Annotated in this window: 16 protein-coding genes; 5 read left to right on the top strand and 11 right to left on the bottom strand. The window is 58.2% G+C overall.

What is annotated here, in order from left to right; translation table 11 throughout:
* Positions 1-55: 55 nt before the first annotated feature.
* The 9 genes from murB to CLH62_RS02290 form a co-directional block, all read right to left on the bottom strand.
* Positions 56-1096, bottom strand: a complete 1041-nt coding sequence (gene murB / locus CLH62_RS02250; RefSeq protein WP_099616519.1) for a UDP-N-acetylmuramate dehydrogenase — start codon at positions 1094-1096, stop codon at positions 56-58.
* On the bottom strand, positions 1093-1572 hold the full coding sequence (locus CLH62_RS02255; RefSeq protein WP_099616520.1) for a low molecular weight protein-tyrosine-phosphatase: 480 nt from the start codon (positions 1570-1572) through the stop codon (positions 1093-1095). Before CLH62_RS02255 ends, murB begins: the two co-directional genes overlap by 4 nt.
* The gene (kdsB, locus tag CLH62_RS02260; protein ID WP_099616521.1) at positions 1565-2359 is read right to left on the bottom strand and encodes a 3-deoxy-manno-octulosonate cytidylyltransferase; all 795 of its coding nucleotides are present in this window, start codon (positions 2357-2359) and stop codon (positions 1565-1567) included. The genes CLH62_RS02255 and kdsB overlap by 8 nt, the downstream gene beginning before the upstream one ends.
* A gap of 28 nt (positions 2360-2387) precedes the next feature.
* Positions 2388-2576 (bottom strand): Trm112 family protein, encoded by a 189-nt coding sequence (locus tag CLH62_RS02265; protein ID WP_099616522.1) that lies wholly within the window; start codon positions 2574-2576, stop codon positions 2388-2390.
* A gap of 19 nt (positions 2577-2595) precedes the next feature.
* Positions 2596-3621, bottom strand: a complete 1026-nt coding sequence (lpxK, locus tag CLH62_RS02270) for a tetraacyldisaccharide 4'-kinase (RefSeq protein WP_099616523.1) — start codon at positions 3619-3621, stop codon at positions 2596-2598.
* A complete protein-coding gene (msbA, locus tag CLH62_RS02275) occupies positions 3618-5300 on the bottom strand; it encodes a lipid A export permease/ATP-binding protein MsbA (RefSeq protein ID WP_407657770.1) in 1683 nt (560 codons plus the stop codon). Before msbA ends, lpxK begins: the two co-directional genes overlap by 4 nt.
* A 92-nt stretch (positions 5301-5392) precedes the next feature.
* On the bottom strand, positions 5393-5818 hold the full coding sequence (locus tag CLH62_RS02280) for an ExbD/TolR family protein (protein ID WP_099616525.1): 426 nt from the start codon (positions 5816-5818) through the stop codon (positions 5393-5395).
* Between the two features lie 5 nt (positions 5819-5823).
* Positions 5824-6450 carry a MotA/TolQ/ExbB proton channel family protein gene (locus CLH62_RS02285; protein WP_099616526.1) on the bottom strand — a complete coding sequence of 209 codons (627 nt, stop codon included), beginning with the start codon at positions 6448-6450 and terminating at the stop codon, positions 5824-5826.
* A gap of 72 nt (positions 6451-6522) precedes the next feature.
* The gene (locus CLH62_RS02290) at positions 6523-8955 is read right to left on the bottom strand and encodes a DNA internalization-related competence protein ComEC/Rec2 (RefSeq protein ID WP_099616527.1); all 2433 of its coding nucleotides are present in this window, start codon (positions 8953-8955) and stop codon (positions 6523-6525) included.
* Positions 8956-9036: 81 nt separating this feature from the next.
* On the opposite strand from CLH62_RS02290, the gene CLH62_RS02295 reads away from it, so the two are divergent.
* Positions 9037-9582 (top strand): DUF2062 domain-containing protein, encoded by a 546-nt coding sequence (locus CLH62_RS02295; RefSeq protein ID WP_099616528.1) that lies wholly within the window; start codon positions 9037-9039, stop codon positions 9580-9582.
* Here CLH62_RS02295 and lolD read toward each other — a convergent pair.
* Together lolD and CLH62_RS02305 are read right to left on the bottom strand one after the other, a co-directional pair.
* Positions 9570-10259 carry a lipoprotein-releasing ABC transporter ATP-binding protein LolD gene (gene lolD / locus CLH62_RS02300; RefSeq protein WP_099616529.1) on the bottom strand — a complete coding sequence of 230 codons (690 nt, stop codon included), beginning with the start codon at positions 10257-10259 and terminating at the stop codon, positions 9570-9572. The genes CLH62_RS02295 and lolD overlap by 13 nt on opposite strands.
* Before the next feature lie 13 nt (positions 10260-10272).
* The gene (locus CLH62_RS02305; RefSeq protein WP_099616530.1) at positions 10273-11514 is read right to left on the bottom strand and encodes a lipoprotein-releasing ABC transporter permease subunit; all 1242 of its coding nucleotides are present in this window, start codon (positions 11512-11514) and stop codon (positions 10273-10275) included.
* A 122-nt stretch (positions 11515-11636) separates the two neighbouring features.
* Here CLH62_RS02305 and CLH62_RS02310 point away from each other — a divergent pair, with 122 nt between their 5' ends.
* The 4 genes from CLH62_RS02310 to CLH62_RS02325 all read left to right on the top strand — a co-directional run bounded on the left by CLH62_RS02310 (position 11637) and on the right by CLH62_RS02325 (position 14717).
* A complete protein-coding gene (locus CLH62_RS02310) occupies positions 11637-12224 on the top strand; it encodes a PilZ domain-containing protein (protein WP_099616531.1) in 588 nt (195 codons plus the stop codon).
* 108 nt (positions 12225-12332) lie between these two features.
* Complete coding sequence (locus CLH62_RS02315; RefSeq protein WP_099616532.1) at positions 12333-12635, top strand: hypothetical protein; 303 nt, start codon at positions 12333-12335, stop codon at positions 12633-12635.
* A gap of 106 nt (positions 12636-12741) precedes the next feature.
* Positions 12742-13797, top strand: coding sequence for an agmatine deiminase family protein (locus tag CLH62_RS02320; protein ID WP_228152750.1), 1056 nt, complete (start codon positions 12742-12744; stop codon positions 13795-13797).
* Positions 13794-14717, top strand: a complete 924-nt coding sequence (locus CLH62_RS02325) for a carbon-nitrogen hydrolase (protein WP_099616534.1) — start codon at positions 13794-13796, stop codon at positions 14715-14717. Before CLH62_RS02320 ends, CLH62_RS02325 begins: the two co-directional genes overlap by 4 nt.
* The last annotated feature ends 7 nt before the right edge of the window (positions 14718-14724 follow it).

Below are 14724 nucleotides of genomic sequence, written 5' to 3' on the forward strand. Positions count from 1 at the left end.
CCCGGCCCGCCAGGCGGCGGGCTGAACCTTTGGCGGCGCTCCTGATCGGGTGCCGTCAGGGGCTCTCGGGCCCGGCAACAATGCCGGGTTCCATTTCCAGAACAACTCCGAACCGCTTCTCAACGGATTCCCGGATCTCCTCCGCCAGCGCCAGGATGTCGCTGCCACTTCCTCCGGAATGATTGATCAGCACCAGTGCCTGCCGGTTGTGAACCCCCACCCGGGCATTCCGGAAACCTTTCCAACCGCACTGGTCAATCAGCCAGGCCGCCGCCAGTTTAACGCCGTGCTCCTGAGGGTAACCGACAATATCCGGGTGGCGGGTTCTGAGCGCTTCGAACTGCGCCGTAACCACCACCGGATTCTTGAAGAAGCTGCCGGCGTTAGGGATGATGGCCGGGTCTGGAAGCTTTCGCCTCCGGATTGCCATAACCGCCTCGGCTACTTCCAGAGGAGTCAGCTCAGATTCCGGGGTATCACCCAGGTATTCCTGAAGATCTCGATATCCGAGCGTCAGAGGCTTGTTACGTGACAGACCCAGACGGATTTCGGTAATCACGAAACGACCGGGGTTGTGCTTGAACAGGCTATCGCGATAGGCGAAACGGCACTCGGCGTTGTCGAGAATAACCAGCTCACCGGTGATGCGATCCAGTGCCCTTACCGATTCCAGACAGTCGCACAGTTCAACCCCATAGGCGCCGATATTCTGGACCGGGGCAGCACCTGCGGTTCCCGGAATCAGCGCCAGGTTTTCAATACCGCGATAACCGGCTCTGGCAGCATACAGAACCGCTTCGTGCCAGTTTTCTCCGGCTCCCAGAACCAGCGTGGCCCGATGATCAACCACCCGCTCCCAGCGGCGCGCCCGAATGGCCATACGAATAACCAGCCCCTGGAAATCACGGGCAAACACCAGATTGCTTCCACCGCCGAGAATCAGGGGCTCGTGCTGTCCACTTGCTGCCCAGTCCAATGCCGTGGCCAATTCGGAGGCACTTTCAACTTCCACATAGAAACTGGCCAGGGCGGGCACATGAAGCGTGTTCAGCGCCCCAAGCTCAACGTTCTCCCGGATCTCCGGCTTCTGTCTCAAGCCAGACGCCCCCGGATGTCGGCCAGCAAACCTTCCCCGGCTTCATGGATCAGATCGAGAACCACCTCGAAGCCGTCTGCGCCACCATAGTAGGGATCCGGCACTTCATCCTGTAAGGAGCTACCATACTCCAGGAACAACGCCGGGCGGGTGCCACCGTTCTGGTGCCAGACATCCCGGATGTCCGCGAGGTTCTGGTGGTCCATTACCAGCACGTAGTCGAAACGGTCCAGATCCTCGGGGCTGAATTGGCGTGCCCGCAAGCCGCTGATATCAATGCCACGCCGTTGCGCCGCTTCCTGGGCCCGGGCATCCGGGCTTTTTCCGATGTGCCAGTGGCCGGTACCACAGGAATCAATCTCTACCTGTTCAGCCATGCCGGCCTGCTCAACCAGGGTACGAAAGACGCCCTCGGCACTGGGCGAGCGACAGATATTGCCCAAACAAACGAATAGTACCCTTACCGGATCAGCCATTGTCGTTGTTCCTCCTTTCCAGCCATTGCCTCACCCGTTGCAGATCGCTTTCGGTGTCCACGCCGGCGGGCGGTTTCACCGACGCCACATCCACGTGGATCCGGGCACCGTTATACAGGGCTCGCAGTTGTTCAAGAGACTCGGTGATCTCCGTGGGCGCGGGCGACCAACTGACAAATTGCCCGAGTACCGAGACCCGATACCCGTAGATGCCGATGTGCCGGAAATAACCGATGTTATCAGGCATGGAAACGTCGATACCGGTTAACGGTGTACCACCCTGCCAATGGTCCCGGGCCCAGGGTATCGGCGCGCGGCTGAAATAATGGGCCATGCCCTGATGATCAAACACCACCTTGACGACGTTGGGATTAAAAACCTGCTCCGGGTCGTGGATGCGCTCGCACAGGGTCGCAATTGCGGCTTCCGGGTAGAGCTCCAGATTGTCCGCAACCTGGTTGATCAGCTCTGGCGGAATCAGGGGCTCATCACCCTGCACGTTAACGACACGATGGTCCGGCTCAAAACCGAGCGCCCGTGCTACTTCTTCCAGCCGGTCGGTACCGCTGGCATGGTTTGGCGATGTCATGACCACTTCAGCACCGAAGCCCTCGCAGACGCTCCGGATACGCTCATCATCTGTGGCGACAACAACCCGATCTGCCCGGCTTTCGCCGGCACGCTCACAGACATGCTGAATCATGGGCTTTCCGGAGACATCCGCCAGCGGCTTCCCGGGAAGGCGGGTGGAGGCATATCGGGCCGGAATCACAACGGTAAAAGACATGATGTAGCTATCCTGATGACCTTTGACTTTAGCGCTTGTGCAGGCGCTCGTCGGTAGAGAGAGTCCGGGCCTCACTGGCCAGCATCACCGGAATCCCCTCCCGGATCGGAAAGGCCATGGCATCCTGATAGCAAACCAGCTCGGTTCGGGCATCATTAAGTTTCAGATCTCCCTTGCAGACCGGACAGGCCAGCATCGCCAATAATTTTTTATCCATGGTGCTTACTCACTCGATATCAAGAAGTTAACTGTTCGGAGCACTGGCGAACCCGGGCCAGAAAAGCGTCCCGGAAACGGTCTGGCAACCTGGCCTCAACCGTCAGGCTCCAGGCATTGTCAGGGGCGAAATCACGGCACTTTACCGCGTCTTTCGCGGTCATTACGATCATGCCATCGCCGCTCGGATTCAGATCGGCCGGGCGAAACCGGTGATGATCAGGAAACGCCGTCTCGGAAACCACGGCACCCAATGCCCTGAGTGTATCGAAAAAACGGGACGGGTTGCCGATTCCGGCCACTGCCCTTACGGCTTGTCCTTCAAGATCAGAAACAGAACGGGTTTTCCCGGTCCTGACATGAACCAGGGTCCCCGGCTCAAGCACCATCGAATACATCTCCGGGTGCTCAATACCGTCAAAACTCTCCATGGGCTGATCGGAATAGTCCGTACCATTAACAATAACAAAATCCACAGAGGCGAGTCGGGAGACCGGTTCCCGCAAAGGCCCGACCGGTATCAGGGCACCATTTCCAATACCCCGCTTGCCATCAAACACCGACAACTCCACATCCCTGGGCAGCTTGTAGTGCTGGAGACCATCGTCGCATATCAGCAGATCCCCGAGGTTTTTCTCCAGGGCGTATCCGGCCCCACGCCTGCGCTCCGGATCCACAACAACCGGGCAGCCAGTACCGCGCGCCAGCATTACCGGCTCATCACCGGCCTCACAGGGATTTGTCTCGGCGTTTACTTCAACTGGATATCTGTCCGATTTGCCGCCATAGCCACGACTGAGAATCACCGGCCGCCAGCCCGCGGTGACCAACTGGGAAACAAGCCAAGCGGTCAGGGGCGATTTACCGGTGCCGCCAGAGGTGATGTTGCCCACAACCACAACCGGAACCGGCAGCGAGGCGTCACGGGCTTCCCACGCAGCACGGCGTCGTGCTTCTGAAATACTTCTATACAGCCAGGAAAGCGGGGCGAGAAATCCCAGAGGACGATGGCTGCCGTACCAGAGACGATCGACCAGTGAACTCATGACTGCTCGGTGAACTGCATCTGATGCAATTGAGCGTAGGCGCCACCGGCGGCAAGAAGTTCCTCATGGCGGCCGGATTCAGCAATACGACCGTTTTCCATCACCAGTATCCGGTCTGCCTTTTCGATCGTCGACAACCGATGCGCGATCACCAGCGTCGTGCGTCCCCGCATGACGGTTTCAAGGGCATCCTGAATGTGGCGCTCGGATTCCGTATCCAGAGCAGAGGTTGCCTCATCCAGGATCAGCACAGGCGCATTCTTGAGCAATGCCCGAGCGATAGCGAGCCTCTGGCGCTGGCCCCCGGAGAGCATCACGCCGTTATCACCAATCATGGTGTCGAGGCCTTCGGGCATCCTGTCAATGAACTCCAGGGCATGGGCCTTGTCCGCGGCTTCACGAATTTCCTCGCGACTACACTGCCTGAGGGCGCCATAGGCGATATTGGCGGCAATGGTGTCATTGAACAGCACCACGCTTTGGGTAACCAGCGCTATCTGGGCCCGCAAGGCCTTCAGCGAAAACTCCCGCAGCGAATGACCGTCAATTCGGATATCACCTCCGGTAAATTCATAGAACCTCGGCAACAGACTCACCAGGGTGGATTTGCCGCTTCCGGAGCGGCCGACCAGCGCGACGCTCTGCCCCGCAGGAATCTTCAGTGAAATACCTTCCAGTACGTTGTCGAGCTGGTCCCGATAGCGAAAAGACACCTCATCAAACTCGATCTCACCTTCGACTCGACCCGGAGAATAGGTACCCGGGTCCTGCTCCGGTGGCTCATCAATGGTTTCGAACACATCGTAAGCCGCCGCCACACCTTTCTGTATCTTGGCGTGGACAGATGTCACCTGCCGGATGGGTTTGGCCATGGTGGTGGCTGCCGTGATGAAAGCCACGAGCTGACCGGTTGTCATTTCACCCCGGATTTCCGGGGCCAGCATCATCCAGACCAGCCCGGCAATGGCGATGGCCACCATCACCTGTATGACCGGGACACTGATCGCCTGGGTCGAGGCCATCTTGAGACTTTGCTTGAGGTTTTTATTATTAACCTCTTGAAAACGCTCGCGCTCGTAGTCTTCACCACCAAAAGTACGGACGACCCGGTATCCGGAAATAGACTCCGATGCCACATGGGTGATGTCGCCCATGGAACCCTGAATCCGCTGACTGATTTTGCGGAAACGCTTGCTGGCATAGCTCACGACCGCGCCAATAAGCGGGCCGACGGCAAGGAAAATCAGCGTGAGTTTCCAGTTGGTGTAAAACATGTAGCCCAGCAGGCCGATGATGGTCAGACCTTCCCGGAGGGTAATGGTGACAGCGTTGGTGGTGGCTTCCGCCACCTGCTCCACATTAAAGGTGAGTTTGGAGACCAGACGCCCGGCCGCGTTGTCATCAAAGTACCGGGAAGGCAGTGTCATCAGGCGATTGAACACATCATTGCGCAGCGCATTGATCACCTGGCGGCCAACATAGCTGATGAAATACTGGCTCAGAAAGGTGCCGAGCCCCCTGAACGAAAAAACCCCGACGATGACCAGGGTAAGCATCAGGCGGTTCTGTTCGGTGGGGTTCTCAATGGCCGCAATCACGTATTCCATGGCAGCCGCCATACCGGTTGATGCCGCGGCGTAGATAATGTTGCCCAGAACAGCCAGGGAGAACGCCAGCATGAAAGGTCTCACGTAGGCGAGCAGACGTTTGTAGGTTTCCCAGCTACCGGCCGGCGTCACTTCAGATGGATCAGGCAAAGGCTCGGTTACCCTCACTGACTTTCAGCCTCCCGCTCCGTGGTAATGCTCAGCTTGGCAAACCCGAGGCGGCCGGCGACGTCCATGGCACGAACCACAAATTCGTGGGGGGTGCGGGCATCCGCCGTGATAATAAACGGCATCGAGCTGTCACCTTCCGCCAGCTCACGCACGCCCCGCTCCAAAGTTTCACGGCGGTTATTGACCAGCGTACGGTCGTTCAGGATGTACTGCCCTTCGGCATTTATTACCACGTCAATCTGCTTGACCTCCGAGGCCTCTGCGGGGTCGCCGCTTGCCTCCGGCAGTTCCACTTGCAGGTGGCTCTCCCGGGTAAAGGTTGTGGAAACCATAAAGAAAATCAGCAACAGGAACACCACATCGATCAGTGGTGTCAGGTCAACCCCGACTTCCTGGCTTCTCTGGCGCTTGAACTTCACGGCGTTCAGGCTCCTTCCACGTCGATTTCGCGGTCTCCGTGCACAACCTCAACCAGCTTGATGGCTTCCTGCTCCATGCCAACCACCAGCTCATCTACCCTGCGGATGAAGTAGCGGTGACAGATCAACGCCGGGATGGCCACACTCAGGCCGGCGGCCGTGGTAATCAGCGCCTCGGAAATACCACCGGCCAGGTTGCCTGCGTTACCGACACCTGCGAGCTGAATCTCGGCGAACACCTTGATCATGCCAATGACCGTGCCCAAGAGCCCCAGCAGCGGTGTGATGGTAGCCACGGTGCCCAGCGGATTCAGGAAGCGTTCCAGATCATGGATCACCTGACTGGCCTCGTGTTCAATACTCTCTTTCATGATTTCGCGGCCATGCTTGGCATTGATCAGGCCGCCGGCCAGAATCCGGCCCAGGGGAGAGGATCCCTGCAGGGCTTTCAGTTTCCGGCCATTCAGTTCTTTTTTCTTGATCCAGCGCCACAATTCGTTAATGGTCTGCGGCGGTGCAACCCTGGTAGGACGAAGCGTCCAGAAACGTTCCAGGATGATGGCAAGCGCCAGAATGGAACACGCAACAATTGGCACCATCAGAATGCCACCGGCTTTCAACAGCTCGAACACGCTTGGTCTCCCTGATTGTTTGCAAGCCGCGCTACTTTAGCATAGCTACCCGTGGAGGCCACACCTGCAATGTCACGGTATTTTACATTGGTCACGGGTCAGCCCCGGGCCGCTGATCCAGAACGGCGTCTCATCCCGCATTTCCTTTAACGCCAACCGGTTATCGGCAATGGTCATCATTACGCTGCCGGAACAGGCTGTGTTCAGTGAGGCGGCGCCTGACCGCCTGTACCGGGCGGTTACCATTGGGTGGGGATGACCGTAACGGTGGCGGTATCCGGCCGTGTAGATCACCCAGTCGGGATCAAGCTCCTGAACCCACGCTCCAGAAGAGGATGTCTTGCTACCATGATGGGGAGCGAGGACCACCCGACTGCCCGAATGACGCAACGTCCCGCTGGCCGAAAGATAGGCCAGATACTGCGTCTCCAAGCGGTCGGTAATATCCCCGGGCAGTATCCATTCGGTACCCGATTCGGAATGATAGATCCGGATCACACAGGACGCATCGTTGCCTTCGGAAACACCCTGCCCCTGCCAGTAGTCGATGGTCAGATCGCCGAGGGTTTCAGTGACCCGTTCACAGGGCGCGGTGGGCACATCGGCAATTCCATTTCTCATTGCCCCGGTTTCACCGGCCACAACACGACCGATTTCGATCTGCTCCGCGAGCTCTGATACACCTCCGGAATGATCACTGTCCGCATGGCTTATCACCAGGGTGTCGATTCGCTGGATGCCCTCGGCATGCAGATTTGGCAACAGCGTCGATTCAACGGCTGAAAACACCCCGGGCACAGATGGCCCTGTGTCGTAGACAAGGACCTCCCGGCCATGACGGACAAGCACAGACAAGCCCTGCCCGACATCCCAGACCCGGATTTCCGGCTGAGCCACCCGTGGGTTCTGCGGTATCGACGAGGGGGAATAGCCCAGCCACACAAGTGCCGACACGACCGCCACCAGCCGAAACCCGGTAAATGGCGCAAACACCATAACTACCAACAGTATCGATAAGGCCGAGATTTCTTCGGCGCTGGCGGCGATTTCGGGCACCTGCCAGCGTGCGAGCCAGTCCAGGAAACTCCAGAGCAGACCCAGTACCAGATCAAATGCAGGCCCGAACAGATTCGCCGCATCCGGGATGGCGGCGGTAATCAGCCCGCCCGCAACCAGAAGGGGCATGACCACCAGGGACACCCAGGGAATCGAAATCAGGTTTGCCACTAACCCCGACAGGGGCTGCCCCTGCCCGAAGGCTTCCAGAACTGGCCATAAACCGGCAAATACCGAGATCTGGGCCAGCAACAGGCTACCCAACCACCCGGCTCCTGCCAGCCGCGCCGATAACACAGCGATGAGTACCGCGACGGCAGCGAACGACAACCAGAATCCCTGGTCCAGCGGAGCTAAAGGGTCCAGCAGCAAAACCACCGCCAGAGCAACCAGGAACGGTTGCCAGACCGGAGACTGGCGCGCCAACAAAAGCAGCCAGCCGCCCACGATCACCATAACCAGTGCCCGTCGCGTGGGCACGGTAAAACCGGCCGCAAGGGCGTAGGCGGTGCAACAGACCACCACAGAAACAAAGACAATCCGGCGCCCCGTGAGTTCGTTCACGCATCGGGCCGGCCAAGCCAGCAAGAGGCGCCGGCACAAAAACCCCGCACCCAGTGCTACCAGCCCCAGGTGCAAACCCGAGATCGCGACCAGGTGGATGGTTCCCGTCGCTTTCAGCACGTCCCAGTGCTTCTGTGTCATGTACCCGCGATGACCAATCAACAGCGAGGAAACCAGCGCGAAGTGTTCGGTGCCGCCAAACCGGTTTTGTACCCAGTCGACCAGCGACAGGTGGGCACGGCGATATTGGCAGTGCAGGGAGCACTTCACGGTAGGATCCGGCTGAACACTGCGGACGCTTCCAGTGGCCCGGTATCCTTTGCGGAACAACCAGTTTTCATACCGGAAGCCTGCCGGGTTGAGGTTTCCGTGTGGTCTTTTGAGCTTGACCTCCAGGCGCAAACGGTCGCCTTGCAACCTCTCTGCGGCGTGACCATACCAGGCCAGTCGCAGCAACTTGGGTGGACGCGTGCCCGGAACATTAGCGGGGGAAAGGTTGTGCCAATGGGTAACACAGAAACTGAAACGCAAACTGTCGAAACTCCCTGGTGACGGAATATCACACAGGTAACCGGATACCGACAGACGTTCACCTTCGGCTTCTGGTGGCAACACTTCCGAGAGCTGGCTCCGAGCATGCCATGCTGCCCAGGAAAGCCCCAGCAGAAAGCCAAGAGCCAACACCGTCAGCCGACGGATCACGGCAGACGTTGGACGGCAAAGGGAGAAGACAAGCAGAAGTACGGACACTGCCAGCCATTCTGGAGGTGGCAGTATCGACAGCCAATACAGTAAGATAACGCCACAAGAGAAGGCGATAACGCCCAGGACTGCAGCACCGCGCCTTCCCGGCGGGTACGGCGAGCGATTTAGACTTCCGGACAATCCTTGTCCTCCTGTATGTCACATTCACCGGCGACATCCGATGTGCCGGGATTTTAACTCCGTCTAAAGGCAGAACTTCCAATGCCGAAGAAGTTCATGAAACGCTATCTGCCCTCCCCAGAGAAGGTGCAAGCGATGCAGTCGCTGAGCTTTCTGGGCGATATCCTTCACGAACCCAACCTCTGGCATATCAATCGTCACAGTGTCGCCCGCGCCTTTCTGGTCGGCATCTGGTTCTGTTTCATACCCATGCCCTTCCAGATGCTTGCTGCGGCCTTTTTCGCGATCTGGTTCAACGCCAATCTGCCACTGTCGGTTGTCCTGGTCTGGATCAGCAATCCGGTAACCATGCCACCGATTTTCTACTTCAACTATAAAGTCGGGGCCTGGGTGCTGAGCCGCCCCGTTCTCAGTTTCGAGTTTCAGCTGTCATGGTCCTGGATCAGTGAACGGCTCATGGACATCGGAATCCCCCTGTATCTCGGATCCCTCATCGTTGCGACCGTGTCAGCCTGCGTCGCCTACCTGGTCATCCAGTTCCTGTGGCGCCGAAAAATACGCACAGACTGGCAGGTACGGCGAATCAATCGCCGGAAACGTCGTCGGGCGGCCGATCAGACTTCCTGAATCAGCCGGCCCTGTTCAAGCCGTAATACCCGCCCCAGACTCCGGGCCATTTTCATGTCATGGGTCACCATGACAAAAGCAATGCCCAGCTGATCCCGAAGGGACTCGATCAGCGACCTGACCCCTTCACCCGTGTGCTCGTCAAGATTGCCGGTTGGCTCATCCATCAGTACGCAATCCGGCTCGTTAACGAGCGCCCGGGCGATCGCAACCCGCTGACGCTCACCGCCGGAGAGTTCACCCGGTTTATGCGCCAGTCGTTCTGCAAGGCCAACCCGGCTTAACATCGTATCCGCTTTCTTCCGGGCGTCGGTGATCGACATGCCACCCAATACGCAAGGCATCATGACGTTTTCCAGTGCCGAGAATTCCGGCAACAAGTGATGAAACTGGTACACAAACCCAAGGTAACGATTACGGAACCTCGCTCGGCCGGCCTCAGAAAGCCGGTGGATATCCTTGCCACAGATGGAAATCTGACCCGATGACGGTTTGTCCAGCCCGCCAAGCAGGTTAAGCAGAGTGGTTTTTCCGGCGCCACTGCTACCGACAATGGCTACCGTTTCTCCGGGCGCCACTTCCAGGGAAATATCCGAAAAAATGGTCAGCTTTTCGGGCCCCTCACTGTAGGTGCGGGTCACCTGCCGACAGTCAATCACCAGGGGGGAGTCCGCCATGGTCGATGGTTCCTTACTCATAGCGAAGTGCCTCCGCGGGGTCCACTCTCGAAGCCCGCCAGGCCGGGTAGATGGTTGCCAGAAGGCTCATGGCAAGGCCGGCTCCGCTGATTATGAAAACGTCCCGCCATTGCAGCTGCGAAGGCAGGTAACTGATGAAATAGACGTCGGCACTGAGAAACTGGTGCCCCAGCGCGCCTTCAAGCCAGGAAATGAAGGCACTGATATTGAGCGCGCCAAACACCCCCAGTGAGGTTCCTATGACCGTGCCGAAGATACCGATTACCGCACCCTGAACAATGAAAATCCGCATGATCCGACCCGGGGTCGCCCCCATGGTCCTGAGAATGGCTATGTCACCGGTTTTGTCGGTGACGACCATCACCAGAGTGGACACGATGTTGAACGCAGCCACGGCGACAATGAACATGAGCAGCAGACCGATCATCGTTTTCTCCATGCGGATGGCCTGGAACAGATTGCCGTGGGTGCGGGTCCAGTCGGACACGTAGTAACGACCGGGCAGTTCCTTCGCGACGTCTTCCGACACCCGGGGGGCTGCAAACAGATCGTCCACCAGCAAGCGGATTCCTTCCGCCTTGCCGCCGGTACGCATAAGTTTTGCGGCATCGTCCATGTGGATCAGGGTGTAATTCCCATCCAGCTCGGCGCCGACACTGAAAACACCCTTTACCGTAAACCGCTTGAGCCTCGGCAGGACACCTGCAGGTGTCACGGAAGCCTCGGGCAGCACTACGGTCACCTTGTCACCCACCTGAAGGCGCAAACTGGCCGCCATCAGCCGGCCGATGATAATGCCGAACTCACCGGACACAAGATCATCGAGCCCGCCTTCAATCATGTGATTTTCAATGATTGAAACGGTGCGCTCCTGATCCGGGAGAATGCCATTGAGCATCACGCCTCGGACATTGCCACCGCCAGTCACCATACCCTGGCCCTGAATAAAGGGCGCGGCTGCCAACACGCGTGGGTGCTCCTCAACCCGGGCATCCACGGATTGCCAGTCGTCCAGGGGGCCGGTGCCCTGAATCGTGGCGTGGGGCACCATACCGAGAATTCTCTGTTTCAGTTCCCGGTCGAAGCCATTCATCACGGAGAGAACAATAATCAGCACCGCGACGCCCAGCATCAGCCCGATCATCGAGGTCAGGGAAATAAAGGATATGAAGTGATTTCTGCGCTTGGCGGCCGTGTACCGCAAGCCTATGTAAAACGATAAGGGTCTGAACATGGAGAGGAGCCTGTTGCTACCTTCGGGTCTGTCGTGGTCTGGTTTTCCCGGGCACCTTCCAGCACCGAGGGAAACTGCTAAACTGTTCTGTACCAATAAAAATTCTGTTTTCCGGAGCCGAGATGCAGCCATCCAACACCCCCAGCGAACCGGCGGATTATTCACCCGATCGCCGGGACTTTTTCCGCATTGAAGACCGGATCGGCCTGGAAATTCGCAAGCTGGCGCCCGGTACACCCCTGGATACGGATGCGTTTGACGGAGACCATCTTGAAAGCCTGAAAGCGGAGTTCAGGCGGCTGGACCAGGACGTGAAGTCCCAACTCGCCAGCCTTGCCGAGAAAGACCGACTACTTACCGGACTGATCAAATCCCTGAACGGCAAGCTGGATACGCTTGCGCGCATTATGGCCTTTGAGCAAAATCCGTTGCAACCGGAGGACTGGCAGGATGTGACCCTGAGCGAGGGCGGCCTGTCATTCTCCAGCAGTACGCCGGCCTGGCAACCGGGGGACTGGCTTGCCGTTCGCATGACACTTCCGCCAGAGCTTTTCCAGCCTCAGGCTATCGCCCAGGTACTGGAGGTACACCCCGATTCCTCAGGTGGGGCAAGGGTCCACACCGAGTTTACCCGGATCGATGACAGCGATCGCCAGCAGATCGCGCGGCATGTGATGCGGTGGCAGATTCGCCAGCGCCAAAAAGAGTAGACTGGGGAAAAACGGGTGACTTTTGCTAATCTTTTTCGGATATTACGCTTTATCCATGTCTTCCAGAACGAATTTTCGGTGGACAACAGTCTTAATGGAGATCGATCAATGACCAAAAACAGAATTCTGCTCGGAACACTGGCTCTGGCTACCACCCTGGCCCTTTTCCCGGCCGCATCGGCAGTTGCCGAGGAGATCCGCGTCCCGGTGGGAGCCCAGGCAGACCGTGACCAGGCAAATTTTCCTGGCACCGGCATGAGCCAGGCTTCGGTCCGATCTTCCTGGGGCTCCCCCCTGGAGATTCAGGGTCCGGTTGGTCAACCTCCCATCAGCCAGTGGCACTACCAGAATTTCGTGGTTTATTTCGAAAATGATCGGGTAATCCATACCGTTCTCAAGCACAATCGCTGAATAACTGATAGCGGCCCGCGAAGGCCCGAATTCCCCCGCTCATGTCCTGACGTTCAGCCGACCGCTGGCTAGAATGGCGTCTTTTGTGATTTAAGGTGGCTGTGAAGTGACAACAACCAGACGCGTATTGCCCGCCGAATGGGCTCCCCAGAGTGCCGTAATGCTGACCTGGCCTCACCCCGGGACAGACTGGGCATATATACTTGATGAGGTCGAGCCGGTCTTCCTCGACATCGCCAGGGCCGTACTTCGCTATGAGAACCTGGTGATCAGCTGCGAGTTCGTTGCCCGCCTGCAGGAACTTGACAGGGATCTGAACCGGTATGCTGAAGAAAACGGCTTTCCGGGTCGGGTACACATCGTTCCGGCACCGGCAAACGACACCTGGGCCCGGGATCATGGCCCCATTACTATCGTAACCGATGACGGTCCGGCGCTGCTCGATTTCCGCTTCAACGCTTGGGGCGGGAAGTTCCCCTTCGAGAAAGACGACGCCCTCAACCGGCACCTGGCCAACGCCGGCGTATTCGGTGCTACCCCGATGCAGCAGGTCGACTTTGTCCTGGAAGGTGGCTCCATCGAGTCCGATGGCCTGGGTACCCTGCTAACCACCTCCGAGTGCCTGCTGACTCCCACCCGAAACCCTTCTGTGGACCGGACCGCAATCGAGCAGTTGCTTGCCGAAGTTCTCGGCGTTACTCGTATTCTCTGGCTTAACCACGGTTATCTCGAAGGTGACGACACCGACAGCCATATAGACACCCTGGCCAGATTCTGCGCCCCAGACCACATCTGCTATGTGACCTGCCCGGATGTCGCGGACGAACACTACAGTGCTCTGGCTGCTATGGAGGAAGAGCTGCAGCAATTCCGCCAGCTGGACGGTACTCCCTACAAACTGACAGCACTGCCCTGGCCGGAGGCAATCCAAGATGAAGACGGAGAACGCCTTCCTGCCACCTACGCAAACTTTCTGATTATCAACGATGCGGTTCTGCTTCCGGTCTACGGGGTTGCCCAGGACGAAGAGGCGATTGCGGTCATGAAGGAGATTTTCCCTTCCCGTGACATTGTGCCGATTGATTGCCGGGCCCTGATTCGTCAGCATGGCAGCCTTCACTGCGTTACCATGCAGATTCCGGCCGGAGTCGTTACTTCATGAGCACCAAACTGACCGGCAGCCAGATCGCCATCGCCGCCATCCAGCAGGCCTGCAGCCCTGATAAGGCCGCCAGCCTGGCGGTCACGGAAAAACTGGTACGGGAAGCCGCAGCCAACGGGGCCGACCTGATCATCCTGCAGGAGCTCCACGCCACGCTGTACTTCTGCCAGACGGAAGACACCGCAGTTTTCGAACTGGCGGAATCCATACCCGGGCCCACCAGCCAGAGACTCTCTGATCTGGCCGGTGAGTTGGGCATTGTCCTGGTAGGCTCCATCTTTGAACGGCGGATGAACGGTGTCTATCACAACACCGCCGTGGTGTTTGAGAAAGACGGCTCCATGGCCGGGATTTACCGGAAAATGCACATTCCTGATGACCCCGGTTTCTACGAAAAGTTTTACTTCACCCCCGGTGACGCGCAGTTCAACGATGGCCACAGTGGTTTTACTCCCATTGACACCTCCGTTGGCAGGCTGGGCGTCCTGGTGTGCTGGGACCAGTGGTACCCGGAAGCGGCCCGACTGATGGCCCTGGCCGGCGCCGAGATACTGATCTACCCCACTGCCATCGGCTGGGATGTCACCGACGACCCGGACGAGCAGGCACGACAGCTGGAAGCCTGGGTAACCGTGCAACGAGGCCATGCGGTGGCCAACAACCTGCCTGTGGTCGCGCCAAACCGCGTTGGTACCGAACCGGACCCTTCCGGGCAGAGCGATGGCATCCGGTTCTGGGGTAACAGTTTCATTTGCGGACCTCAGGGCGAGTTCCTGGCCCGGGCAGATGACAATTCCGAATGCATTCTGACTGTAACGCTCGATCGCAACCGCAGTGAATCGGTTCGTCGCATCTGGCCGTATCTGAGAGACCGCAGGATTGACGCCTACGGTGATATTCTCAAACGCGTGAGGGACTGAGCCAGGA

The organism is Marinobacter guineae (assembly GCF_002744735.1).
Lineage (GTDB): Bacteria > Pseudomonadota > Gammaproteobacteria > Pseudomonadales > Oleiphilaceae > Marinobacter > Marinobacter guineae.